This window comes from Burkholderia sp. Cy-637 (genome assembly GCF_011753175.1).
GTDB classification, from domain to species: Bacteria; Pseudomonadota; Gammaproteobacteria; order Burkholderiales; family Burkholderiaceae; genus Burkholderia; species Burkholderia gladioli.
Map to the genome: position 1 here is coordinate 15,041 of NZ_VWWC01000051.1, position 25,399 is coordinate 40,439.

22 protein-coding genes and 1 pseudogene are annotated in these 25,399 nt (G+C 69.0%); 6 read left to right on the forward strand and 17 right to left on the reverse strand.

Annotated elements, in window-relative coordinates; translation table 11 throughout:
* Positions 1-133 precede the first annotated feature (133 nt).
* Positions 134-937 carry a GntR family transcriptional regulator gene (locus F3J10_RS15840; protein WP_167242450.1) on the reverse strand — a complete coding sequence of 268 codons (804 nt, stop codon included), beginning with the start codon at positions 935-937 and terminating at the stop codon, positions 134-136.
* Between the two features lie 301 nt (positions 938-1,238).
* Between F3J10_RS15840 and F3J10_RS15845 the strand changes: the two genes are divergently transcribed.
* The 5 genes from F3J10_RS15845 to acnA all read left to right on the forward strand — a co-directional run bounded on the left by F3J10_RS15845 (position 1,239) and on the right by acnA (position 8,480).
* Positions 1,239-2,222: a malate dehydrogenase gene (locus tag F3J10_RS15845; RefSeq protein WP_025098912.1), complete on the forward strand. Its 984-nt coding sequence runs from the start codon at positions 1,239-1,241 to the stop codon at positions 2,220-2,222.
* A gap of 216 nt (positions 2,223-2,438) precedes the next feature.
* The gene (locus F3J10_RS15850; RefSeq protein ID WP_167242451.1) at positions 2,439-3,443 is read left to right on the forward strand and encodes an aldolase/citrate lyase family protein; all 1,005 of its coding nucleotides are present in this window, start codon (positions 2,439-2,441) and stop codon (positions 3,441-3,443) included.
* Between the two features lie 223 nt (positions 3,444-3,666).
* Complete coding sequence (locus tag F3J10_RS15855) at positions 3,667-4,194, forward strand: hypothetical protein (RefSeq protein WP_013690599.1); 528 nt, start codon at positions 3,667-3,669, stop codon at positions 4,192-4,194.
* A gap of 61 nt (positions 4,195-4,255) precedes the next feature.
* The gene (locus F3J10_RS15860) at positions 4,256-5,707 is read left to right on the forward strand and encodes a bifunctional 2-methylcitrate dehydratase/aconitate hydratase (RefSeq protein ID WP_025098914.1); all 1,452 of its coding nucleotides are present in this window, start codon (positions 4,256-4,258) and stop codon (positions 5,705-5,707) included.
* A 55-nt stretch (positions 5,708-5,762) separates the two neighbouring features.
* Positions 5,763-8,480 (forward strand): aconitate hydratase AcnA, encoded by a 2,718-nt coding sequence (gene acnA / locus F3J10_RS15865; RefSeq protein WP_025098915.1) that lies wholly within the window; start codon positions 5,763-5,765, stop codon positions 8,478-8,480.
* A 264-nt stretch (positions 8,481-8,744) separates the two neighbouring features.
* Here the strand turns inward: acnA and F3J10_RS15870 are convergent, their stop codons facing one another.
* From F3J10_RS15870 to F3J10_RS15940, 15 genes are all read right to left on the reverse strand, one after another.
* On the reverse strand, positions 8,745-10,094 hold the full coding sequence (locus F3J10_RS15870; protein WP_043278403.1) for an MFS transporter: 1,350 nt from the start codon (positions 10,092-10,094) through the stop codon (positions 8,745-8,747).
* Between the two features lie 397 nt (positions 10,095-10,491).
* Positions 10,492-11,538 (reverse strand): lipase secretion chaperone, encoded by a 1,047-nt coding sequence (locus F3J10_RS15875; RefSeq protein ID WP_167242452.1) that lies wholly within the window; start codon positions 11,536-11,538, stop codon positions 10,492-10,494.
* On the reverse strand, positions 11,538-12,614 hold the full coding sequence (locus tag F3J10_RS15880; RefSeq protein WP_167242453.1) for a triacylglycerol lipase: 1,077 nt from the start codon (positions 12,612-12,614) through the stop codon (positions 11,538-11,540). The genes F3J10_RS15875 and F3J10_RS15880 overlap by 1 nt, the downstream gene beginning before the upstream one ends.
* A gap of 368 nt (positions 12,615-12,982) precedes the next feature.
* Positions 12,983-13,519, reverse strand: a complete 537-nt coding sequence (locus F3J10_RS15885; RefSeq protein ID WP_167242454.1) for a cytochrome b — start codon at positions 13,517-13,519, stop codon at positions 12,983-12,985.
* A gap of 332 nt (positions 13,520-13,851) precedes the next feature.
* Positions 13,852-14,628: a peptidoglycan DD-metalloendopeptidase family protein gene (locus F3J10_RS15890; RefSeq protein WP_025098920.1), complete on the reverse strand. Its 777-nt coding sequence runs from the start codon at positions 14,626-14,628 to the stop codon at positions 13,852-13,854.
* Positions 14,629-14,733: 105 nt separating this feature from the next.
* The gene (locus F3J10_RS15895; RefSeq protein WP_017920564.1) at positions 14,734-15,045 is read right to left on the reverse strand and encodes a cupin; all 312 of its coding nucleotides are present in this window, start codon (positions 15,043-15,045) and stop codon (positions 14,734-14,736) included.
* A gap of 329 nt (positions 15,046-15,374) precedes the next feature.
* Entirely contained in the window at positions 15,375-15,704 is a 330-nt protein-coding gene (locus F3J10_RS15900) for a DUF4148 domain-containing protein (RefSeq protein ID WP_025098921.1), read from the reverse strand.
* 204 nt (positions 15,705-15,908) lie between these two features.
* Positions 15,909-17,321 carry an NADP-dependent phosphogluconate dehydrogenase gene (gndA, locus tag F3J10_RS15905; protein ID WP_013690609.1) on the reverse strand — a complete coding sequence of 471 codons (1,413 nt, stop codon included), beginning with the start codon at positions 17,319-17,321 and terminating at the stop codon, positions 15,909-15,911.
* 107 nt (positions 17,322-17,428) lie between these two features.
* A complete protein-coding gene (locus F3J10_RS15910; RefSeq protein WP_240155604.1) occupies positions 17,429-18,100 on the reverse strand; it encodes a DUF938 domain-containing protein in 672 nt (223 codons plus the stop codon).
* A 232-nt stretch (positions 18,101-18,332) separates the two neighbouring features.
* Positions 18,333-19,232: an NAD-dependent protein deacetylase gene (locus F3J10_RS15915; protein ID WP_167242455.1), complete on the reverse strand. Its 900-nt coding sequence runs from the start codon at positions 19,230-19,232 to the stop codon at positions 18,333-18,335.
* A 332-nt stretch (positions 19,233-19,564) separates the two neighbouring features.
* A complete protein-coding gene (locus F3J10_RS15920) occupies positions 19,565-19,768 on the reverse strand; it encodes a helix-turn-helix transcriptional regulator (RefSeq protein ID WP_025098924.1) in 204 nt (67 codons plus the stop codon).
* Positions 19,765-20,139 carry a hypothetical protein gene (locus tag F3J10_RS15925; protein WP_166913415.1) on the reverse strand — a complete coding sequence of 125 codons (375 nt, stop codon included), beginning with the start codon at positions 20,137-20,139 and terminating at the stop codon, positions 19,765-19,767. Before F3J10_RS15925 ends, F3J10_RS15920 begins: the two co-directional genes overlap by 4 nt.
* A gap of 84 nt (positions 20,140-20,223) precedes the next feature.
* Positions 20,224-21,828, reverse strand: coding sequence for a cytosine permease (locus tag F3J10_RS15930; RefSeq protein ID WP_167242456.1), 1,605 nt, complete (start codon positions 21,826-21,828; stop codon positions 20,224-20,226).
* 315 nt (positions 21,829-22,143) lie between these two features.
* The gene (locus F3J10_RS15935) at positions 22,144-23,493 is read right to left on the reverse strand and encodes an FAD-dependent oxidoreductase (protein WP_167242459.1); all 1,350 of its coding nucleotides are present in this window, start codon (positions 23,491-23,493) and stop codon (positions 22,144-22,146) included.
* 272 nt (positions 23,494-23,765) lie between these two features.
* On the reverse strand, positions 23,766-24,110 hold the full coding sequence (locus tag F3J10_RS15940) for a cupin domain-containing protein (protein WP_167242457.1): 345 nt from the start codon (positions 24,108-24,110) through the stop codon (positions 23,766-23,768).
* A 184-nt stretch (positions 24,111-24,294) separates the two neighbouring features.
* Between F3J10_RS15940 and F3J10_RS15945 the strand changes: the two genes are divergently transcribed.
* Positions 24,295-25,128, forward strand: a complete 834-nt coding sequence (locus F3J10_RS15945) for a LuxR family transcriptional regulator (protein WP_017921992.1) — start codon at positions 24,295-24,297, stop codon at positions 25,126-25,128.
* Positions 25,129-25,261: 133 nt separating this feature from the next.
* On the opposite strand, the pseudogene F3J10_RS15950 reads toward F3J10_RS15945, so the two are convergent.
* Positions 25,262-25,399, reverse strand: a pseudogene (locus F3J10_RS15950) (PHB depolymerase family esterase); the annotation flags it as partial.

Here is a 25,399-nt window from a genome sequence, read left to right on the forward strand (position 1 = left end):
GCTGCAGCGAAAACCTGCTCAGGACAGTTGCATCGCAGCGAACAAAAGGCGGCCCGAAACGTGCTTCGCATGTGGGCGCGAGCCCGTTCCCCACTGCCTTGCGGCCGTTCGTCGACGGCCTGCCATCATTCGATCAGCTCAGATCGTTCTGATAGTAATACCCGGTTGTGACATACCAACCGCGGCGCACCTCGACCGGACGGTCTCCATAGGTATAGGACACGCGTTCGACCGACAGCAAAGGAAATCCTTCGGACACCGACAACAGTCCGGCCACCGCCGGCTCCGCCGCCACCGCGCGCACCTTCTCGGTGGCGCGGATCATGCGCGTGCCGAACTCCGACTCGAACATCGCGTAGAGCGGCCCCTTGTACTCGGACAGGCGCTCGAAGCTCAGGCCGCGGAACATCGCGCCCGGCAGCCAGATCTCGTCGAGCACGGTGGCCACGCCGTCGAACTCCAGCAGCCGGCGCACCTGCACCACCGGATCGGCCGGCTTCAGGTCCAGCTGCCGTGCGATCTCAGCCGGCGCCCGGGTGCGGCGGCACTCCAGCAGGCGGCTCACGTGCGGGTGCTCGACGCCGTCCTCGGCCAAGAGGCGCAGGAAACGGAACTGCGCGCGTTCCTCGCTGTGGGTCGCCACGAAGGTGCCCTTGCCCTGCCGGCGCACCAGCAGGTTGTCGGCCGCCAGCTCGTCGATCGCCTTGCGTACCGTGCCCTGGCTCACCTTGTAGCGCGCCGCGAGCTCCACTTCGCTTGGTATGATCTCGCCGGGCTTCCACTCGCCCGATTCCAGCCCCTGGGTGATCAATGCCTTGATCTGCTGGTATAAGGGGCTGAAGGTCGGCGACGGGGCCTGCGCAGGCGTCGGCTCGCCGCCGGCCAAGGCCTGGCCGGGGGCGTTCGGATTCGACGCGTTCGCCTGGTTGGATGTCATGGCGCGCATTTCAACACAAAGCCAAGTTTTTCGTCCACATTTTTCCAGCAATACTCTGTCTTATATAAGACATAAGATACCGTTTGACTTTGCCATAGCTCGCTCCTACACTCCGGGGCGAGCAAGGAAGCGCCCCCGGAACGCGCCCGACCCGCGCCCAGCCTGGCTTCCAGGCCGATCGCCCGGCGCCGGCCCGACCCGGACGCGCCTCCTGCGCACCGCTTCAATGCAATGCGACGCATAACGCGCATAAAATGGCGCTTTTGCTCGCGTCCCACGCCCATCGTCCTGGAGATTTCTCATGGCTAAGCCCGCAAAGCGCGTTGCCGTTACCGGCGCCGCAGGTCAAATCGCATACTCGCTGCTGTTCCGCATCGCGAACGGCGACCTGCTCGGCAAGGATCAGCCGGTCATCCTGCAACTGCTCGACCTCCCGCAAGCCCAAGCCGCCGTCAAGGGCGTCGTGATGGAGCTCGACGACTGCGCGTTCCCGCTGCTCGCCGGCGTCGTGATCACCGACGATCCGAAGGTCGCCTTCAAGGATGCCGACGTGGCGCTGCTGGTCGGTGCCCGCCCGCGTTCGAAGGGCATGGAGCGCAAGGACCTGCTGTCGGCCAACGCCGAGATCTTCACGGTGCAGGGCGCCGCGCTGAACGAAGTCGCCAGCCGCGACGTCAAGGTGCTGGTGGTCGGCAACCCGGCCAACACGAACGCCTACATCGCCATGAAGTCGGCGCCGGACCTGCCGAAGAAGAACTTCACGGCGATGCTGCGCCTGGACCACAACCGCGCGCTGTCGCAACTGGCCGCCAAGTCGGGCAAGCCGGTCGCCTCGATCGAGAAGCTGGCCGTGTGGGGCAACCACTCGCCGACGATGTACCCCGACTTCCGCTTCGCCAGCGCCGAAGGCGAATCGCTGCTCAAGCTGATCAACGACGACGTCTGGAACCGCGACACCTTCATCCCGACCGTCGGCAAGCGCGGCGCGGCCATCATCGAGGCGCGCGGCCTGTCGTCGGCGGCTTCGGCGGCCAACGCGGCGATCGACCACGTGCGTGACTGGGTGCTCGGCACCAACGGCAAGTGGGTCACGATGGGCATCCCGTCGGACGGCTCCTACGGCATCCCCGAGGACATCATCTACGGCGTGCCGGTGACCTGCGAGAACGGCGAGTACAAGCGCGTCGAAGGTCTGGAAATCGACGCCTTCTCGCGCGAGAAGATGGACGGCACGCTGGCCGAGCTGCTCGAGGAGCGCGACGGCGTCGCCCACCTGCTGAAGTAATACCCGCCGGGACGGGCACGCCTCGCGCGTGGCCCGCCCCGCACCGGCCGGCGCCCGGTCGAGCTCACGGCGAGCTCGGCCCCGGGCGCCGGCCGATTCGCATTCGATCCGCACGCGCTTTGCCCGCCAGGCCGGCCCCGGCCGACGCCCCAGGCACCGCAGAGCCCGTTCGAATCCGATGCCTTTTCGATGCTTGCGATCCCACGCGTAACCACGATGCCCGCGCTCTCCCCCGCCGAAGTCCTCTACGACGGCGCCTCGCCGCCCGCGATCCTGTCCTGCTGCGATCACTACGCGGGCAGCGAAAAGCTGATGCGCAAGTCGCTCGCGCTGCAGGCCGAGCTGGGCCCGGTGTTCGACCTCACGCTCGACTGCGAGGACGGCGCCGCGGTCGGCCGCGAGGCCGAGCATGCCGAGCTGGTGGCCGCCATGCTGGGCGAGGCGGCCAACCGCTTCGGCCGCGCCGGCGTGCGTATCCACGACTTCAGCCACCCGCATTGGCGCGACGATGTGCGCATCGTGCTGCGCGCGGCCCGCGCGCCGGCTTACATTACGCTTCCGAAAGTCACCAGCGCGGCCGATGTCGCCGAGGCCTGCGCCTTCATCGAAGGCACCCGCCGCGAGCTCGGCATCGACCGGCCAATTCCGGCCGACGTGCTGATCGAGACGCACGGCGCGCTCGAGCAGGTGGCCCGGATCGCCGCGCTGCCGGCCGTCTCCACGCTCAGCTTCGGGCTGATGGACTTCGTCTCGGCCCACCACGGCGCGATCCCCGACAGCGCGATGCGCTCGCCCGGCCAGTTCGACCACCCGCTGGTGCGCCGCGCCAAGCTCGAGATCGCCGCCGCAAGCCACGCCCACGGCAAGACGCCCTCCCACAACGTCAGCACCGAGATCCGCGACATGGACGTGGTGGCCGGCAATGCGCGGCGCGCCCGCGACGAGTTCGGCTACACGCGCCAGTGGAGCATCCACCCGGCCCAGATCCCTGTGATCGTGAAGGCCTTCGCGCCGCGCGAGGACGAGATCGCCCTGGCCGCCGAGATCCTGCTGGCCGCGCAGGCCGCCGACTGGGGCCCGACGCGCCATCACGATACGCTGCACGACCGCGCCAGCTACCGCTATTACTGGAGCGTGCTGCGCCGCGCCCACGCCACGGGCCGCGCGCTGCCCGCCGAGGTCGCGCCCTGGCTGCCGCCGCGCGACGAGGCGCGTGCATGAGCCGGGCCCGCGATTCGCTTGCCGGCTCGCGCCCGGGCGCCCTCGATGGCCCCGGCGCGCGGCCGGCGAGCCGACTGTTTCGCGAAATCACGACAGAAGCTTCGAATTCCCTTAAAACCATCGCGCGAATTAGGAGAAAATAGCGGCCGCTGCGCACCATGGGGCGCGTGTCGCGCGCCGGCCGCCTCCCTCGTCAACCGATATCCATAAAAGGCTTGAGCACATGAACAAACTGTTGATCGCCGCCGCCATCGGCACCCTGTCCGCCACGCTGCTGAGCGTCGCCCCGCAAGCCTCGGCACAGACCGCCGGCACCACCGCCAAGGCTCCCGCCAAGAAGGCCGTGGCCAAGCGTCCGGCGCCCAAGCGCCACCTGATCCCGCGCAGCAAGCGCGCCCAGGCGGCCGCGGCGGCCAAGGTCGATCCGGCACCGGACGGCGCGGTCAAGTGGTCGTGCAAGGACGGCCTGTCCTACCAGCTGGCCGGCGACATGAAGCGCGACCAGATCGTCACGGTCCACTGGGCCAACAAGAACTACAAGCTGCCGCGCCAGGCCACCACGACCGGCGCCGACGTGTTCTACGATCCGGCCAGCGGCCTGAAGCTGGTGGTGATCCCGACCAAGGGCATGCTGTTCAGCGACAAGGAAGACACGCGCCTGGCCGACGAATGCGTGACCGCCGAGATGGCCGCCAACGGCACGCCGGCGCCGACGCAGTCGAACGAACTGGCACCGAACGTCCAGAAGTAAGCAGCACCCGGCGGTACCCGATCCGCAACGAAACAGCAGGCCAGCCACGACAGGAATCCTGATGTCCGCCCCGCAAACGAATCTCCGGCCCGCGCCGGACCCGGTACTGGTCGAGATCGTCGACTACGTGCTGGGTTTCGAGATCGACAGTGAGCTCGCGCTGGAAACGGCGCGCCACTGCCTGCTCGATACGCTCGGTTGCGGGCTCGAGGCCCTGTCCTACCCGGCCTGCACCAAGCTGCTCGGGCCGCTGGTGCCCGGCACCGTGGTGCCCAACGGCGCGCGCGTGCCGGGCACCTCGTTCCAGCTCGATCCGGTCAAGGCCGCCTTCGACATCGGCGCGGCGATCCGCTGGCTCGATTTCAACGACACCTGGCTGGCCGCCGAATGGGGCCACCCGTCCGACAATCTCGGCGGGATCCTGGCCACCGCCGACTGGCTCTCGCGCACCGCGGTCGCCGCCGGCAAGCCGCCGCTGACGATGCGCGCGGTGCTGGTGGCGATGGTCAAGGCGCACGAGATCCAGGGGTGCCTCGCGCTCGAGAACGCCTTCAACCGCGTCGGCCTCGACCACGTGCTGCTGGTCAAGGTCGCCTCCACCGCCGTGGTCGGGCAACTGCTCGGCCTCACCCGCGACGAGCTGATCAACGCGCTGTCGCTGGCCTTCGTCGACGGCCAGGCGCTGCGCACCTACCGCCACGCGCCCAACACGGGCTCCCGCAAGTCCTGGGCGGCCGGCGACGCCACCTCGCGCGCGGTGCGCCTGGCGCTGATCGCGCGCACCGGCGAGATGGGCTACCCCTCGGCGCTGAGCGCGCCGACCTGGGGCTTCTACGACGTGCTGTTCGAGGGCAGGCCGTTCCGCTTCCAGCGTCCCTACGGCAGCTACGTGATGGAGAACGTGCTGTTCAAGATCGCGTTCCCCGCCGAATTCCATGCGCAGACGGCCGCCGAGGCCGCGCTCGCGCTGCATCGCCAGATCCTCGCCGCCGGTCGCGACGCCGAATCGATCCGGCGCGTCACGATCCGCACGCACGAGGCCGCGATCCGCATCATCGACAAGAGCGGGCCGCTGGCCAATCCGGCCGACCGCGACCACTGCATCCAGTACATGGTGGCGGTGCCGCTCCTGTTCGGACGGCTGACGGCCGCCGACTACGAGGACGAGATCGCCCGCGACCCGCGCATCGACGCGCTGCGCGCGAAGATCGCCTGCGTCGAGGATCCGCAATTCACGAAGGACTATCACGACCCGGACAAGCGCGCGATCGCCAACGCGCTGACGGTCGAATTCGACGACGGCACGGTGCTCGACGAGGTGGTGGTCGACTACCCGATCGGGCATCGCCGCCGTCGTGACGAGGGCATCCCCCTTCTCGTCGAGAAATTCCGCAGCAACCTGGCGCGGCGTTTCCCGGCGAAGCAGCAACAAGCGATTCTCGACGTGTCGCTCGATCCGGCAAGGCTCGCCGCCATGCCGGTCAATGAATACGTCGACTTGTATGTGATCTAGCCGTCAGATACAGGACATCTTTCCTCGCCTCAACCCAGGAAACCAGGAAAACACCATGGCCCACAATCTCCACAAAACCCTCAAGGAATTCGACAGCGGTTCCGGAAAAGGCAAGTTCTATTCGCTGCCCCAGCTCGGCAAGGAACTGAAGACCAAGATCGAACGCCTGCCGGTGTCGATCCGTCTGGTGCTCGAATCGGTGCTGCGCAACTACGACGGCAAGAAGATCACCGAGGAACACATCGAGCAACTGGCGAACTGGAAGCCCGATGCCAAGCGCGTCGACGAGATCCCGTTCGTGGTCGCGCGCGTGGTGCTGCAGGATTTCACGGGCGTGCCGCTGCTCGCCGACATCGCGGCCATGCGCGGTGTGGCGCAGCGCGCCGGCCAGGACCCGAAGAAGATCGAACCGCTGGTCCCGGTCGATCTGGTGGTCGATCACTCGGTGCAGATCGACTACTTCCGCCAGAAGAACGCGCTCGACCTGAACATGAAGCTGGAATTCCAGCGCAACAACGAGCGCTACCAGTTCATGAAGTGGGGCATGCAGGCCTTCGACACCTTCGGCGTGGTGCCCCCGGGCATCGGCATCGTCCACCAGGTCAACCTCGAGTACCTGGCGCGCGGCGTGCACAAGAAGGCCGAAGGCGCCGACACGGTGTACTACCCCGACACGCTGGTCGGCACCGACAGCCACACCACCATGATCAACGGCATCGGCGTGGTGGGCTGGGGCGTGGGCGGCATCGAGGCGGAAGCCGGCATGCTCGGCCAGCCCGTGTACTTCCTCACGCCGGACGTGGTCGGCGTCGAGCTCAAGGGCAAGCTGCGCGAAGGCGTGACGGCCACCGACCTGGTGCTGACCATCACGGAAATGCTGCGCAAGGAAAAGGTGGTGGGCAAGTTCGTCGAGTTCTTCGGCGAAGGCACCGCCTCGCTGTCGCTGCCGGATCGCGCCACCATCGGCAACATGGCGCCCGAGTACGGCGCGACCATGGGCTTCTTCCCGGTCGACGAGAAGACCATCGAGTACTTCGAGGGCACCGGCCGCACCAAGGCCGAGATCGCCGCCTTCGAGAACTACTTCAAGGCCCAGAAGCTGTTCGGCGTGCCCAAGGCCGGCGAGATCGACTACACCAAGTCGCTCACGCTCGACCTGTCGAGCGTCGCGCCCTCGCTGGCCGGCCCGAAGCGTCCGCAGGACCGCATCGAGATCACCCACGTCAAGTCGACCTTCGCCGACCTGTTCTCGAAGCCCGTCGCCGAAAACGGCTTCAACAAGAAGGCCGAGGACCTGGCGGCGCAATACACCACCAGCAACGGCGTGAACGTGAAGAACGGCGACATCCTGATCGCCGCGATCACCTCCTGCACCAACACCTCGAACCCGAGCGTGCTGCTGGCCGCGGGCCTGCTGGCCAAGAAGGCGGTGGAAGCGGGCCTCACGGTCGCGCCGCACATCAAGACCTCGCTGGCGCCGGGATCGCGCATCGTCACCGAGTACCTGACCAAGACGGGCCTGCTGCCCTACCTGAGCAAGCTCGGTTTCGAACTGGCCGCCTACGGCTGCACGACCTGCATCGGCAACGCCGGCGACCTGACGCCCGAGCTGAACGAAGCGATCGTCAAGAACGACATCGTGGCGGCGGCCGTGCTGTCGGGCAACCGCAACTTCGAGGCGCGCATCCACCCGAACATCCGCGCCAACTTCCTGGCCTCGCCGCCGCTGGTGGTGGCCTACGCGATCGCCGGCACCATCACGCGCGACCTGATGACCGAACCGGTCGGCAAGGGCCGCGGCGGCCGCGACATCTACCTCGGCGACATCTGGCCGACCAGCGAGGAAATCCAGTCGCTGCTGAAGTACGCGCTCGACCCCAAGGCCTTCGAATCGAACTACGCGAAGCTGACCAAGAAGGGCGACCTGTGGAGCAAGATCGAGGGCGAGACGGGCCAGGTCTACGACTGGCCGAAGTCGACCTACATCGCCGAGCCGCCGTTCTTCGGCAAGGACTTCCCGATGCAGCCGTCGGACTCGATCACGCCGGTCAAGGGCGCGCGCGCGCTCGGCGTGTTCGGCGACTCGGTGACCACCGACCACATCAGCCCGGCAGGCTCGATCAAGGAAGATTCGCCGGCCGGCCGCTGGCTGAAGGAGAACGGCGTGCAGAAGGCCGACTTCAACAGCTACGGCTCGCGTCGCGGCAACCATGACGTGATGATGCGCGGCACCTTCGCCAACGTGCGGATCAAGAACCTGATGATCCCGGCCAAGGCCGACGGCTCGCGCGTCGAGGGCGGCCTGACGATCCACCAGCCGAGCGGCGAACAACTGTCGATCTACGACGCGGCGATGCAGTACGTCGACGCCGGCGTGCCGACCGTGATCTTCGCGGGCGAGGAATACGGCACGGGTTCGTCGCGCGACTGGGCCGCCAAGGGCACCCAGCTGCTCGGCGTGAAGGCCGTGGTGGCGCGCAGCTTCGAGCGGATCCACCGCTCGAACCTGGTCGGCATGGGCGTGCTGCCGCTGCAGTTCAAGGGCTCGGACAGCGTCCAGTCGCTCGGCATCACCGGCGAGGAAACCTACGACGTGGAAGACCTCGGCGACGACTTCAAGCCGCAGCAGGACGTCACCCTGGTGATCCACTACAAGAACGGCGAGACCAAGCGCGTGCCGGTGCTGCTGCGCGTGGACACGCCGATCGAGGTGGACTACTACAAGCACGGCGGGATCCTGCCCTTCGTGCTGCGCTCGCTGCTGGCCGCCTGAGCGCGCGGTTTTTGCAGGTGCCGCGTGTCGGAAACGATGCGCGGACGATTCGAGCCCGGCTCCGGCCGGGCTTTTTTTCGTCCCGGCCCGGGGCGCGATGGCGATGGCGACGCGCTGACTCGATCGGCCGGGCGGCGACGGAAGCGCGAGCCGGCTCGGGCTCCCGTTCGAGGTTCGGGGCACTCGCGCGGCGACGCTTCGCCAGCCGCGCATCACGCGCCGCCCGCCGCTCCCTCTCGTCGCCCTCGTCGCCCTCTCGCCCGCCTACTTGGCGCCCCGCTCCGACGGCACCGCCTTGCCCGAGCGATGCGAGGGCGCGAACAGGCGCAGGCCGCTGGCCAGGCTGGCGGCGGCCGAGAAGCCGGCGCCCAGCCCGAGCGCCAGCGTCGGGCCGTGCTTGGCGGCGATGCCGAAGCACAGCGCGACCAGGGCCGCGCCGGTGGCCTGCCCGATCAGGCGCGCGGTGGCGATGATGCCGCTCGCGCCGCCGCTGCGCTCGGGCGGCGCGCTCGCCATCAGGGCCTTCAGGTTGGGCGACTGGAAGAAGCCGAAACCGGCGCCGCACAAGGCCATGCGCCAGATGATGTCGGACACGTGCGGATACGGCGGCAGCATCGCCAGCAAGGCCATGCCGAGCGCCAGGATCGCCAGCCCCACCGCGCCCAGCAGCCCCGGCGGATAACGATCCGACATGCGCCCGGCGATCGGCGCGGACAGCGCCACCACCGCCGACCAGGGCGTCATCAGGAAGCCGGTCTCGACCGCGCTGCGATGCAGGACATCCTCGAAATAGAACGGCAGCGAGACGAAGGCCAGGCCCTGCGCCGCGAACGAGCAGACCGCCGTCAGCGCCGACAGCGCGAACACCGGCCGCTTGAACAGGTCGACCGGCAGCATCGGCGCGGGATGCCCCGCCTCGCGGCGGATCAGCAGCCAGCCGAACACCAGGGTCACGCCGGCGGCCGCCAGGCTGAAGGCCAGCGGCCCGCGCTGCGAGGTTTCGCCGAGCGCGAAGATCAGCGCCGCGAAGGTCACCACGTTGAGGCCGGCCGCGACCGGATCGAAACTGTGGCCGCCGCGCCCCGTGTGCGGCAGCGCCGGGATCGCCACCGCCAGCGCGACCAGCCCGAGCGGCACGTTGACGGCGAACAGCCAGGGCCAGTCGGCCAGCGAGAGGATCACCGAGGCCACCGTCGGCCCCACCGCGAAGGACACGCCGACGATCAGCGCGTTCAGGCCGAGCCCGCGCCCGAGCCGCTGCGCCGGGTAGAGATGGCGGATCAGCGCGGTGTTGACGCTCATGATGGCTGCCGCGCCCAGGCCCTGCACGATGCGCGCCGCGGTCAGCATCGGCAGCGTGGAGACCAGCGCGCAGGCCAGCGAGGCGGCCGTGAACACCACCAGCCCGCCGATATAGATGCGGCGGTGGCCGACGATGTCGCCCAGCGCGGCCAGCGGCAGCAAGGTGGCCACCATCGCGAGCTGGTAGGCATTGATGATCCAGACCGAGGCGGCAGGCGCCGTGTGCAGGTCGGCGGCGATGGCGGGCAAGGCGGTGTTCGCGATCGCCGTATCGAGCGTCGCGAGCGCGACCGCGAGCAGGATCGCGATCATCGCGCGCCAGTTGAACGCCGGCTCCGCGGGGCGGCCGGCGAGAAGGGTTTCGGACAAGGCAGGACTCGGCAGGACGGGCGACGCGGATCGCGCATCGCGAATGGATCGACGCGGCGGCGCGTCGATTGCCCGATTTCCGGAAACGAAACCCGCCGCAGCCCCCGCATTGTTGCAGAGCGGCGCCGATCCTGCAGGCTCGCGACACGCGAGAAAGCTGGTCGAAAGCCTGGCTGCCGGTGATGGCAGCCGGGAGCTTCCGGCAGTGTCGGCGAAGCGGGCAGTCACGGCACCGCGGGCTGCCGTCGTCGGCCGACTCACCGCCGGCCGGATCTGCTCGCCTCCTCGCCTCCTCGCCTTCTCGCCTTCTCGCCTTCTCGCCTTCTCGCCTTCTCGCCGGCTACCCGCCCGCGCCGAGCGCGCCGCGATCGAGCGAGGCTGCGCGAATCGCCTCGCCGGGTTCGGTAAAGGTCTGCTGCCGCAACTGCGCGATGCGCGCGTCGCGATCGTCGGGCGAGAGCCCCTGCGCGAGAATCCGGTCGCGTTCGGCCGCATAGGCCTGGTAGCGCCCCTGCCAGGCATCGTCGTCCTGCTGCAGCTTGGCGGCGCGCGCAGCCGCCTCGGGCCCGAGCGCCTGCGCGAGCTGGGCCCGCATCTGCTCCGGCGTCGCGCCGGCCTGCTGCATGGCCGCGATCTTCGACACCGCATCCTGCTGGGCACGGATCGCCGCCTGCTGCGCGCGCTCGGCCGGCGTCAGCTGCGCATCGAGCGCGGCCAGGCGCGCGGCCTTCTGCTCGTCGCTGAGCGCGGGATCGCGCGCGATCCGGATCCGCTCCAGGTCGAGCCGCTGGCGACGCTGCTCCTCGCCGAAGAAGGGCTCGGCCCATTCGCCGAGCGTGCGGCTGGCCAGCGTCGCGCGCTGTTCGAGCGCGAGCTGCATGGCGGCCGGATCGAGCTTGTCGCCGAGCACCGAGCCGCCGCCCGGCAGCCGCGCGAGTCCGTCGAAATAGGCTCGATAGCGTTGCCAGGCATCGAGCGCGTCCTGCTGCGCCGGGCTGCCCTCCAGTTGCGCGGCGATCTCGCGACGCACCAGCGCGTCGAGCCCGGCCGGCGTGAGGTCGTGCTGCGCGCTCAGGCAGTAGTCGAGGAAGTCGCGCACCGCGCGCGTCCTCGCCAGCCTGCCGCCGGCATCGAGCGGCAGGCGCGGCGCGCTGGAACCGGCCAGCGAGGCCGGCAGCGTGGCGGCCAGCGGCGCCGCCTCGCCCACCTGCCCGGCGCTCGCGGTAACGGTTGCGGACGCAACGACCGCGGCCGCGTGGTGGTGTGGCTCGCCGCCCGGCGGCAGCAGCCACCAGGCGATCGCGCCGGCCGCGACGAAGCCGCTCGCCGCGAACAGCGCGACGCGCCCGGCCCGCGCGGCGCGCACCGGACGATCGGATCGCGCCATCAGATGCCCTGCTGCTTGAGGCGGTTCACGTGCGTGCGGATCACCGCGACCGGATCCTCGGCATTCGCGCCGCGCACGCCGAGCAACTGGTTGATCTCGTCGAGGTGGTTCCAGTGGTAGCTGGTGCTGATCACCTGGCCGAACAGCGAGCTGCAGCGCGACACCAGCCCGTCGTTCTGGCCCGAGCCGCGATTGACCATCACCGCGCCGGTGCCGAGCAGGGCCAGCGTCGAGATATCGGTGACGTTGGCCGAGTCGAAGGTGCTGGTGCTGGTATCGCTCGCGCCCGTCACGCCGAGCACGGTCGCGCCCGGCTGGATCGCCGTGCCGCCCCAGGAATAGAGCAGGTGCTGGTTGCCGGCGACGGTTTCGGTCGCCGCCCCCGTCTGGCAGGTGCCCGGCGCGCCGAGCCCGGCGCTCGGGAAGTTCTTGTTGTAGGCGGCCGTCTGCGCGGTGGTCAGCGTCTTGAGCGCGGCCAGCGCGTCCTGGTTGGTGTTCAGCGAGCTGTTGATCAGCGTGCCGAACACGTTGACGAAGGCGGCGATCACCGTCGACGACAGGCCGGTGGGATCGGTCGCCAGCACGCCCTGCACGAAATCGGCGAACTCGGAGCCGCGATGCGGCGTGCCGATGGTGGTCACCGAAGCCACCAGTTGCGGCGCGACCGCCGCCACGTAGCGCGAGGTCAGCCCGCCCTGGCTGTGGCCGATCAGGTTGACCTTGGTTGCGCCGGTGGCTGCCAGCACCTGCTTGACGTAGGCCAGCAACTGCTCGCCGCGGCCGTTCGGGCCGTCGTCGCTCTGGAAACCGGACAGGTTGGCCACGTAGACCTTCGCGCCATGCGATTGCAGGTCGCTCTGGATGCCGTACCAGTAGTCGAGCACATTCGCGAACTTGTCGGTGCCGGCCAGGCCGTGCACCAGGATCACCGGATAGCGCGTCGCCGCATAGGTATCGGCCGCCATCGCCGCGGGCGCCGCCGTCATTGCCAGGCCCGCCACCCCGGCCAGCGGCATCGCCGCCAGCGCCCATGCCACCGCCCTCGCCGCCAGCCTCGAACGCATCGATCTGCGCATGCTTATCTCCCTCGTTATTGGATCCGTCGATGTGAATGCAGCGCTCGATCGCGGCTTCGCGCGAAGCCGGGCGCGGCAAGTGCGGAGTGAAACACGGCGGTGGCAGTCCTGTCCGGACTCACACGGATGTTTGGATGCGCATCTCTAATCGATTGACGCGAGCGATCGGGAACGGCGGCCGAACGAATCGCATCGCGATGCTGCGTCGCCACATGGAGATGTCACGGACTGCGAAGCATCGCGCGATGTGCGCATGGAACAGACGCGGCAAGCCGACCGGCAATCATGCCGGCCAGGAACGCACGAGGGAGAAAGCGCGGAAAACGGCGCGTATGTTGCAGGCGCAACCAGCGCGCGGGTTCGTTTTGTTACGGCAGGATGCGCCGCAATGTGGCATCGCGCTTCACGAAGTGATGCCAGAGCGCGGCCAGCGCGTGCAGCCCGATCACGAAATAGAAGCTGTTGCCGATCAGTACGTGGGCTTCCTTCAGGGGCCCGCGCAAGGCCGGGTTCGCGTCGAACAACGTGAACGAGATACCGAGCGGCGCGATCGTCACGGGATGGCCGCCCATGTTGACGAAGGCGATGCCGAGCAGCGGCTGGGCCAGCGTGAACAGGTAGAGCGCGAGATGGGAGAGCTTGGCGAGGAACGCGAGCACCGGCGGCTGCGGCAGCGGATCGGGGCGGCGCGAGGCGAAGCGCCAGAGCACGCGCAGGATCGAGAGCGACAACACCAGGGTGCCCGCGCAGAAATGCACGTTGGTCCAGAACAGGCGGCTGTCGGTGCCCTTCGGGCCGCGAATCTCGATCGCGAGGTAGCCCAGCGCCACCAGCAGCACGATCAGCCAGTGAAAGGCGATCGCGGGACGGTTGTAGCGCGGCTGGGTCGCGAGGATGTTCTTCATCGGGGCTCCGGCGGGCGAATCGTATTGGGGGCGGCGCCTGGCTGGTGGCGGCCGGCGGCTATCGCGGCGATTGTACCGGGGCGAAGTGGCTCGCGGCAGCTTCGGCCCGCACGGATGCGGCGATTGGTCAGGCGTCGCGAGTGAGCCGCAGGGTCCGCAGCGAGGCGAAGCGATGAGGGATCGGCGCAGCCGGCAGCCACGCGATGCGCGTGCCGCACGAACCACGGCAGCGGAAAAAACAACGGCGCGCGCCCCGTCGGGAGCGCGCGCCGCATCGGCGATCGGCAATCAGCCGCTGATCGGCCGGGGATCGACCTGGGATCGACCGGTAATCAGCCGCCGTTGCGCGGCAGGAAACCGATCGGGTCGACCGGCTTGCCGTCCTGCCGGACCTCGAAGTCGAACGAGGAACGGCCATCCGGATCGGTGGCCATCTCGGCGATCGCCTGGCCCGCCGCGACGGCGTCGCCGTCGTTGACCAGCAGCTTGCCGTTGTGGCCGTAGGCGGTGATCAGGCCGCTCTCGTGCTTGAGGATCACCAGCGGGCCGTATTTCGCGACGCCGGTGCCGGCATACACCACCCGGCCCGCGGCCGCGGCGCGCACGGTCTTGTCGCCGGTCGAGGTGATCGTGATGCCGCGCGTCTTGCCGGGGATGAAGCGCGAGGTGACGGTGCCCTGCGCCGGCCAGGCCAGCGCCGGCGGCTCGGTCGCCGTGGCGCCGGGCAGCGCGGACGAGGACGGCTGGCCCGAGGACGGCACCGGCGAGGTGATCGCGGTATTGCCCGGCGGCGGCGCGACGCGCAGCACCTGGCCGGGCGTGAGCATGTCGGTCGGCGCGATGTGGTTCCAGCTCGCGACGTCCTGGCTGCGCTGGCCGAAGCCGGCCGCGATGGACGGCAGCGTATCGCCGGGGTTGACGCGGTAGTAGCCGGCCAGCACGCCGCCCTGGTTCTGGCGGCTGGGTTGCGGCGTGCTCGTCGGCTGCCACGAGTCCGTCCACGGCGTCATCGTGCAGCCGCCGACCAGCGCGGCGCCGACGGCGAACAGGGTCGCGCGCGAGACGGCGCGACGATACGTGGTGGTTTCAGTGAAGATCGTTCTTCTCAAGCTGCCTCCCTAGTTTCGCTTCGCTGCGGGCGGCCGTGCATCGCGGGGATGCGCGGCGCGCGCCGCGTGGCCCGGGTCGGGCCGGTCCCGACAGGAGTGGGACCTTCAGACGCTGCCTTCGGTTTCCACGACGAGAATACGAGCTTCCCCGCGTGGATGGGCGACGTGTTCCGTCCCCACCGTGGCGTGAAAGATGTCGCCGGTCTCGAGCAGGGCAATATGCTCGCCGGCGGCATCGCGATAGTGCATGTCGACTTGTCCGTCGAGGACGACGAACACTTCCTCGCCGTCGTTCACATGCCAGATGTAAGGCTGGTCGGTCCAGTGCAGGCGCGTGGTGATACCGCGCATATTGGCGATATCGAGGGCGCCCCAGGCACGCGACGCGGTAAAGGTCTTGCTGCGGATGAGCTTCATGTCGGGTTCCGGCATCGCGGCGAGATGGCCGCGAATCTCGCCGCGCGGCCCGGCCCGGCCGCTGCGTGCCCGTCGGATAGTACCTGCTCGGCGCGAATTTCGGAACCTTCGCGCCCCGATTCGGCGCTTCGGGAACGCCCGGGCGCGGGATCCGGACCGAGCGCGCCGGGGATTTCGCCATGCAAAAAAAATCGGCCCGTGGGTTCCTGGTGGAACACCACGGGCCGATCCGGACTGCGGTACAGCTCGACTTCCACTGCAACTTCAACTACCTGCTTCAACTACCTGCCACGGGCGGCGCGGCCATCCTGGCGCGCCGCCCGCGTCGATCAGCGACCCTTGTAGACCGGGGCGCCGTCGGCGATGCGGCGAACCTTCGACGGCGTGCCCGATTCGGCGGCCGCGGCCGGTTGCGCGCCGTAGCCGCTGGTATCGGCGTTGGCGAAGTTTTGTTGCGGGTTGATGCGGGATTCAGCAGCCTGGATACCGTTCGGGTAGTCGTTGCGGTCAGCGCTCGGGTTGTAACCGGCCTTTTGCAGCTGGGCCAGTTCGGCCTTCACTTCGGCACGGGTCAACGGGCCGTTGGTCGGTTGAGCAAACGAGAGAGCCGGGACAGCGAGAACGGCAGCGGCAGCAACAGTAGCGATCAGCGATTTCATGATTTTCACCTCCGAGACTTTTTTTGCTTCACCGCACACACCATGTGAGCAGCGAGTGATGTGAAGTCTAGTCTTCTCGGCACCTAGGGAAAACCATGAAACGACGAAAACACTGTTCCGCGAACGATAATAATCAGCGGGTTCCGACGCTATCAACCCGATAGATAGCGTGGTTAATCGCAACAATTACCGTTCGCACCCTCCTCAGGCCCAGTTCGCGTGGAAGCTGCCCGGCTTGTCCGTGCGCTCGAAGGTGTGGGCGCCGAAGAAGTCTCGCTGCGCCTGCACAAGGTTCGCCGGCAGGCGTTCCGAGCGGTAGCTGTCGAAGTAGGCGACCGCCGAGGAGAAGGCCGGCACCGGCACGCCGGCCTGCACCGCGGCCACCACCACGTCGCGCAGCGCCTGCTGGTAGTTGGTCGAGATCTCCTGGAAGTACGGGTCGAGCAGCAGGTTCGCGAGTTCCGGGCTGGCCGTGTAGGCATCCGTGATCTTCTGCAGGAAACGCGCGCGGATGATGCAGCCGGCGCGGAAGATACGCGCGATTTCGCCCAGGTTGAGCTTCCAGCCGTATTCCTTCGAGGCCGTGTCGAGCTGCGCGAAACCCTGCGCGTAGGAGATCACCTTGCTCAGGTAGAGCGCGCGGCGCACCGCCTCGACGAAGGCGGCACGATCGCCTTCCGGCTTGGCCGGCGAGGGCCCCTTCAGCACCTTGCTGGCGGCCACGCGCTGCGTCTTCAGCGAGGACAGCACGCGCGCGAACACCGATTCGGTGATCAGCGGCAGCGGCACGCCCAGGTCCAGCGCGTTCTGGCTGGTCCACTTGCCGGTGCCCTTCTGCGCGGCGCGGTCGAGGATCACGTCCACCAGGTGCTGGCCGGTTTCCTCGTCCTTCTTGTCGAAGATCTTCGAGGTGATCTCGATCAGGTAGCTGTCGAGCTCGCCCTGGTTCCATTCGGTGTAGACCTTGCCGAGTTCCTCGTTCGACAGCCCCGCCACCTGCTTGAGCACCGCGTAGCTTTCGGCGATCAGCTGCATGTCGCCGTACTCGATGCCGTTGTGGACCATCTTCACGTAGTGGCCTGCGCCGTCCGGGCCCATGTAGGCCACGCAGGGCTCGCCGTCGCCCGGCGCCTTGGCGGCGATCTGCTTGAGGATCGGCTCGACCAGGTCGTAGGCGTCGCGCTGGCCGCCCGGCATGATCGAGGGGCCGTGCAGCGCGCCCTCCTCGCCGCCCGACACGCCCGTGCCGATGAAGTGCAGGCCCGATTGCGCGAGTTCCTGGTTGCGGCGGATGGTGTCCGTGAAATGCGTGTTGCCGCCGTCGATCAGCACGTCGCCCTTGCCGAGCAGCGGCTTGAGCGCGGCGATCGTCGCGTCCGTGGCCTCGCCCGCCTTGACCATCAGCAGGATGCGGCGCGGCGTTTCGAGCGACGCGACGAATTCCTCCAGCGTGTAGGTCGGCACCAGCTTGCGGTCGGGGAATTCGGCGATCAGCTCGTCGGTCTTGTCGCGGCTGCGGTTGTACACGGACACGGCGTGACCGCGGCTCTCGATGTTCAACGCCAGATTGCGGCCCATCACGGCCATCCCGACCACGCCGATTGCTTGTTTGCCCATTGTTCATTCTCCGAAAAAAACACGGCGCGGCCCGACCGAGCCGCGCGCATAGCCGCAAGGATACGGGAAAACCAGGCGAGGCCGCTGCCTCGCGCGCGACGCGCCGATCAGGCGCGGCGGCGCAGCACCACGCTCAGGTTGTTGGCCGGCATCGCCACCACGCGCTCGAGTTCGAGGCCGGCCGCCTCGGCCAGCGCGACCACCGCCTCCAGGTCGCGCACGCCCCATTCGGCATCGCGCGCACGCAGTTGCGCGTCGAACTCGGCGTTGGAGGGCGCGGTATGCGCGCCCGCGCGGCGATACGGGCCGTACAGCAGCAGCACGCCGCCGGCGGGCAGCCGCCGCGCGGCGCCGTTCACCAGCGCGACGGCCGCCGCCCAGGGCGCGATGTGGATCATGTTGATGCAGACCACCGCGTCGACGGCGTCCACCGGCCAGGGCTCGGCGCGCACGTCGAGCGCCAGCGGCGCGCGCAGGTTCGGCAGGCCGGCTTGCGCGACCCAGGCGGCGATCGAGCGCCGCGAGCGCGGCTCGGGGTCGCTCGGCTGCCAGTCGATGCCCGGCAGGGCCGCCGCGAAATGCACGGCGTGCTGGCCGGTGCCGCTCGCGATCTCGAGCACGGTGGCGCGCTCGGGCAGGACCTCGCGCAGCACCGCGAGGATCGGCTCGCGGTTGCGCTCGGCCGCCGGCGCCTGCAGGCGATCGGCCGGATTGGCGGCGGCTTCGCCGGTGCATTCGGCACTCGGCCGGGCGTGATTCGGATCGGTGGAATTCGTCATGCGGGAGGATCGGTGGAGGACGAGGACGGGACGGCCGGAAGCCGCGATGCGCGCAGTGTGCCGCATCGGCGGGCTCGGTGGTAGCGGACGCGGGGCGCCTTCGACACTTCGAGACGCTGGTGACGAACGGCGGGCTGGTTCGGCTAGTTCGGCATCGCGGGTCAGGCGGGCCGGCACGCCGGCCCGCTCGGCATCGTCGAGTCAGCGCACCGGCACGCGACCAACCGCGCCCTCAGCGAACGAGGCTCGCCCCCTCTTCCGGATCGGCCAGCCCGAGCCGTGCCAGCAGCGCCTCCAGCGTCGCGCCGCAGGCGGCTTCGACCTTCAGTGCGAGCAGCGGATCGGCGCGCGTGCGCCCCAGGTTCAGCGCGGCGACCGGCTTGCCGCGCTCGCCGGCCCAGACGCAGAAGCGATACCCCGAATACACCATCAACGAGGAGCCGACCACCAGCGTCGCATCGGCTTCGTCGAGCGCGCGCGTCGCGGCCGCCACGCGTTCGCGCGGCACGTTCTCGCCGAAGAACACCACGGCCGGCTTGAGCATGCCCGCGCAGATCGGGCAGGCCGGCACGCGGAAATCGTCGAGCGTATCGAGTTCGAGCTGCGCGTCGCCATCGGCCAGCGGCACGGCTTCATAGGCCAGCAGCGCGGGATTGTCGGCCTCGAGCATGTGCTGGATCGCCGCGCGCGCGTGATGGGCGCCGCAATCGAGACAGCTCACGCCGTCGATGCCGCCGTGCAGCTCGATCACGCCGCGGCTGCCGGCGCGCTGGTGCAGGCCATCGACGTTCTGCGTGACCAGCCCGCCGATGCGCCCGGCCGCGCCGAGCCGCGCGATCGCGCGATGCGCCGCGTTCGGCCGCGCGCGCCCCACCACCGGCCAGCCGAGCATGCTGCGTGCCCAATAACGGCGGCGCGCCGGCTCGGAGCCGACGAATTCCTGGTACTGGATCGGGGGTGAGCGCATCCACTGGCCATTGCGGTCGCGGTAGCCGGGAATGCCGGAATCGGTGCTGATGCCGGCGCCGGTCAACACGAACAGGCGGGGATGGCGTTCGACGAAAGCGTGCAGCGCATCGAGCGCCGCCGGGTCCGCCGCGACGAGTTCGGGCAGGGAATCGTGATCGTTCATGGCTGGGTGGGGTGGTCCTGCCGGCGGGTTCGGGGAGCAATCGCCTCGTCCGACGGCCTGCGCGAGATCATACCGAAGGCCCTGAATCGACGTGGATCGCCTTGTCAGGCATGGCCGACAATGGGGCAAGATCGTTCGCGACAGCGACCCGGCGAGCCGTTCCGCGTTGCGTGGACACAACGCCGCTACGACGTCTAACGAATTCGCTTGCCACGCCTAGTACAAACCCTTAGTATTGCGTCTGTCTCCTCCATGTCTCCAACATGGATTCAGCCCGCAACAGTGTTGCGGGCTTTTTCTTTTGTGGCCCGCGTCGGCGCCCGCCTTTCCTCTCAAGCCGCCGAATGCCCGTCGTCGAAGATCGCCTCGATCGCCAGCCCGAAGGTACGCGCGATCGAAAAGGCCAGCGGCAGGCTCGGATCGTAGCGGCCGTTCTCGATCGCGATCACGGTCTGGCGCGACACGCCGAGGCGCTCACCCAGCGCCGCTTGCGACCAGCCTCGTTCCAGCCGCAACTCCCGCACGCGATTGTTCATCGGTAGCGCAGCGACACGAACACCGAACTCAGCACCCACAGCACGGCCATCACCGGCCACACCACGAACAGCGACAGCGACGGGAAACCGACGTTCTCGAGGAAGCCGTAGCCGAAGGTCAGCAGCGCGGTGCCGCCGAAGGCGATCGACAAGGACTCGAGCTCGATGCGCCGCTGCAGTTCGTCGAGCCGCCGCACGCGCCGCACGATCGCCCAGCAGACACCCACGCCCGGCAGGATCGGCAGCAGCGAGACCAGGATGCGCCAACCCCTCGACTCGATGCCGTCGCCGCGCAACAGCAGCAGCGAGACGGTCAGCAGCGCCACATAGGCGAGCAGCGCCGCCCCAACCTCGATCCGATAACGATTCATCCTGGCCTCCTTGTTGTCGAAGGCGACCAGTCTGACGTAAGCCGATCGAAATGTAAAGCTTGCTTTACATAACATCGAACCGCATCACTTGCCGCGTCGCGCCAGCTCGCCGATCCCCTGCACCGGCAGGCACCGAGCCGCATCGCCCTCTTCCCGCGCCGGCCCCATCGCGCGCGGTCCCGCCGCCAGCGCGGCACCCCGCGCGCGCGTCAAGCCGCGCACGAAACGCCGCCCCGCCGGGCCATACACGGCATCGGGCTCCGGGAACAGCCAGACGAAGACGAGATACAGCACGCCGCCCAGCAGCAGCGAGATCGGCACGCTCAGGTCGAGGCCGCCGGCCAGGTTGCCCAGCACGCCGACGAACTGCCCCGGCAGGTTGACGAAGGCCAGGCCGACCAGGGCCGCCGGCAGCCAGGCGCCCATCGCCCGCAGGTTCCAGCCGTGCGTGAACCAGTAATGGCCGCCGCGCAGGCCGCGATTGAAGACCTGCAGGTCGTCGGCCAGATAGAAGCCGCGCCGCGTCACGTAGCCGATCACCATGATCGCCATCCAGGGGCAGCTGAAGGTGCCGATCAGGGTCGAGAAGGTCGACACGCTCTCCACCAGGTTGAAGGCGAAGCGCCCCACGAAGATGAAGCCGATCGCCAGCGTGCCGATCAGCAGCGTGGCGCGCACGCGGTTCAGCAGCTTGGGGAACATGCTCGACATGTCGAGCCCGGTGCCGTACAGCGCGGTGGTGCCGGTCGACATGCCGCCGATGATGGCGATCACGCAGGTGGGCAGCAGGAACCAGCGCGGCGACACCGCCAGCAGCCCGCCCACGTAGTCGTTCGAGGCGATGAACGAGGGCGCGTGGGTGGCGATGATGCTGGCCGTGGCGAGCCCGAACAGGAACGGCACGAAGGTGGCGAGCTGGGCCACGAACACGGCGCCGATCACACGATGGCGCGGCGTGTGCTCGGGGATGTAGCGCGCCCAGTCGCCGAGCGTCGAGGCGAACGACACGGGATTGCTCATCGCCACCAGCGCGGCGCCGCAGAAGGCGGCCCAGAAGCCCGCGCCGCCCGCGTGCAGGGTGCCGGCATAAGCGGCGTCGAAGCTGCCGGAAAACGCGAAGGCACCCACCAGGAACATCAGGCTGGCGGCCCACACGGCGATCTTGTTGACCCACAGCATGAAGCGGAAGCCGTAGATGCAGACCACCAGCACCAGCACCGCGAACACCAGGTACGAGAGGCCCACCGTGGCGCCGTTGACGGGCAGGCCGACCAGGCTGTGGGCGCCGCCTACCAGCGCGTCGCCGGAGCTCCAGACCGCCAGCGAGAAGAAGGCCACCGAGGTCAGCAGCGCCAGGAAGGAGCCGACGATGCGGCCGTGGATGCCGAAGTGCGCGCCCGAGGAAACCGGGTCGTTGGTGCCGTTGCGCGTGCCGAACAGGCTCATCGGCGCGAGGATGCAGGTACCGGCCAGCACGCCGAGCACGATCGCCAGCGCGCCGTCGCGAAACGACAGGCCGACCAGGATCGGGAAGCTGCCGAGCACCGAGGTGGAAAAGGTGTTGCAGCCGCCGAACAGCAGCCGGAACAGGTCGATGGGCCGCGCGTAGCGCGAGGCATCGGGGATGCGTTCGAAACTGAAGGTCTCGATCCGCGTCATGCTGGTGTCGTCGTGGGAAGTGTCGCTCATCGTCTCGCTCCATTCGGGCGCCGGTCCCGCCCGTCGCGCGGGCTGGCCGGCATATCGTGCCGATCGTTGTTCATGCCGCGGGCCGGGGCCCGGCGCGCGGTGTCGCTGGTACGCCGCGCGGGGCCGGCCCGCGCTCACGGGCTGTCGCGCCCGTGCCGGGGAAGGCTCGAAGTTCGGCGGGCCCGGGCGGCCCGTGCCCATAGGCTTCGGCGGGATCGGAAGTGGTCGAAAACATCGGAGAACGAATCGATCGGCAAAGGCGCCGGCGGCACCCAAGGAAACGGCGCGGCCGGCACCTGGCCGGCCGCGCCGCGCTCACATCGGGAAGCCCATCGCCTTGATGCCGCGAATCCAGGCGCGTTTCCAGCCGCCCTCGGCATCGGCGCCGTCGAAGGCGTGGAAAGTGATCTTCGCGGCCAGCCAGCGCACCGGCTCGGGCGGGATGTAGGTCGGGCTCTGCCTGGCGATGTCGAGCCGGCGCTCGGGGCTGTCGCGATCGAACAGGATGTTCAGGCCCATGAAGGCGCCGAAGCGGCTGGCCGCGACGCCGAAGCCCGTATAACCGGCCACGAACACGCCCTTGCCGCCCAGGTAGCGCTTGGCGAACACCGAGCCGCGCGAGCAGTAGTCGATCGGGCCGCCCCAGGCATGCGAGAAGCGCAGCCCGGCCAGTTGCGGGAAGGTGCGGAAGAAGGCCTGCGCCAGCCGCGTGTAGGTATCGTGGCGCGCATCCTGGGCCGGCTGCGGATTGCCGTCGAAGTGATAGCTGACCAGGCCGCCGAAGATGATTCGGTTGTCCTTGGTGAGGCGGAAATAGTTGAGCTGGGTGCGCGTGTCGTAGATGCCCTGCCGGTTCTTCCAGCCGATTCGCGCCAGTTGCGCCTCGCTGAGCGGCTCGGTGGCCAGCACGTGGTCACGCACCTGCAGCACGCGCCGGTTGATGTCGGCGATGCCGACCTTCGCGGTGCCGCTGCCGAACAGCACGCGCGGCGCGCGGATGCTGCCCTCGGGCGTGCTGGCCAGCACCGTGTCGCCTTCGTCGCGGATCGCCTCGAGCGGCGTGTGCTCGTGGATCCTCACGCCCAGCGAGAGCGCCGCGCGCTTGAGGCCCCAGGCCAGCTTGGCCGGATGCACGATGCCGCTGCGATTGCGCGACCAGAGCGCGCCGGCGAACAGCGGCGAATCCAGTTGCTCGAGCGTCTGCTGGCGATCCAGCAACTGCACGTCGTGGCCATGATGCGTGTGCAGTTCGTGGTCCTCGCGCAGTTGCCCGAGATGCGCGGGGTCGACCGCCACCGTCATCTCGCCGTTCCACTCGATGTCGGCATCGATGCCGTAGCGCTCCAGGCTCGCCTCGAAGCCGTCGAGATTGAGATGGCCGAAGCGTTCCAGCTCGGCGATGTCGTTCGGGAACACGCGCACCGCGTTCGGCAGCCCGTGCATCACCGAGGTCGAGATGATGCCGCCGGCGCGGCCCGAGGCGCCATGCGCGACGCGCCCTGCCTCGATCAGCACCACCTCGAGTTCGGGCATCTGCTCCTTGGCCTGGATCGCCGCCCACAGCCCGGTGAAGCCGCCGCCGACGATCAGCAGGTCCGCCTGCCGGTCGCCGCGCAGCGCGGCCTCGGCGGGCGGCTCGGCCGGGTTGTCGAGCCAGTACGGCATCAGCTTCGCGCCGGCCAGCGCGCGTTCGGCATCGGCCTGGCTGGCCTCGCCGCGCGCGCCGCCCCGGCCCTCGTGGCGGGCCGCCGGAGCGGACGAAGGCGCGCCGCCGAGACCGGCTTCACGATGGTTCGCGGTATCAAGCATCGCGGGACTCCTGACGAATGAGGCCGCCGCGATGCGGCGACGAAACGAGGTTCATGCGGGGTGCCGCGGGCGCGAGGCACGCACGCGGGCAACACGAGGCGGCGAGCGGAAACATCGCGCGGCGCGGCTCAGGCCTTCTCGAGCAGCACGTAGAACTTCTTCGCGTCCTCGAGCGTTTCCCAGCGGCCCGCGAAACCGGCCGGCAGCAGATAACCCTGCCCCGCCACGAATTCCTGGCGATTGCCCTCGAGGTCGGTCAGCGCGACGCGCCCCTCGACCAGCCAGACCGCCTCGTCCGCCTCGGTGGCCGGGAAGTCGAGCGCGCCGACCTTGCCCTCCCACCAGCCGATCACGTGGCCCGCGCTGGGGCCCGCGCCGGCGCGCCAGTCGCATTCGTCCATGCCGTAGTCGAGGCGCGTGAATTCGCCGAGGCCGGCGCCCAGCGGGACGATGTCCTGAATCAGTTTGCTCATTGCGTGGTTCATTCCGTGTAGAAGGGATGAGCTGGACTGTAGCGAGCGGCCGCGCCCCGGTATGCCCCCCCGCGGGGGGGGCAAGCCGCGCTTTCGCCCTCCCGCGAGCCTGCGGAAAACCCCGGCTTTACGGCCGGCACGAGGCCTGATCTATAATCGGCTCGCCTCCATTCCGGCATGCATCATGGCCGTTCACGCCCTTTCCTCCCCGCTCGATTCCGCCCCGATCCCGCTGTCGTTCCAGACGCTCGGCGAAGTCATCGACTCGGTCGGCACACCTGATTTCGTGCCGCGCCTGACGGTGCTGCTCAACCAGATCGTGCCGGTCAACGCGGTCCATATCGAACGCTCGCGCGTCGACGCGGCGATGCCGACCGGCTTTCGCTGCGAATGGGTCGGCAGCGGCGGCGTGGGCATGGACCACGGCACCATCGCCGAGGTGATGACGCTCTACTACGACCGCTTCTACGATCGCGATCCGCTGTTCGCCGGCATCCGCGGCGAGGTCGGCACCCTGCTGGTGGTGCGCGACATCGGCGCGATCCCGCCCGGCGAATTCCGCCAGCGGCTCTACGACGAGGTGCAGATCGCCCACGAATGCGTGCTGGCGCGCGGCACGCGCCACGCCCAGCACTCGATCGCGCTGGAACGCGATACGCGCCAGCCCGCCTTCTCGCTGGCCGAGATGCAGCGCTTTCGCACCGTCAGCGACTGCCTGTTCCCGCTGCTCGAACTGCATGCCGCCACCGCGGCCTCGCGACGGATCGCGCACGTCACCCCGCACCTGCATCCGCTCGCGCAGTTCGATGCGCGCCTCGCGCGCGACCAGCCGCGCCTGTCCAGGCGCGAATACGAGATCTGCGCGCAACTGATCGGCGGGCGCACCGTGCCCGAGGCCGCCGAGATCGTCGGCGTGCGGGTGGCCACTGCCGAGTCCTACGTGAAGCGCGCCTTCGCCAAGCTCGGCGTGCGCACCAAGCGCGAGCTGCTGGCCTGGGCGCAGTCGGCAGCCGCCTGAAGGCAGGCCCGCGCGGCACGCGCCGCATGCATCGATCGCGATCGATGTGGACATCGGCAATTCGCGATTCGTCCGTTGCCGGAACTCCCCTACCATCGTCGCGACGCGATCCCCGCAACGATCGCGCACCGAACCCCGGAGACACCCCCGAATGAAGCGCGAGCGCGGCGAACAGCGACGGCTCGTGCAGGCCGAGTTGCGCGGCCAGGCTGGCGCCGGCCGACATGCCGGCCAGGTAGACCCGCCCCGCGTCGAAGCCGTGCCGCGCGAT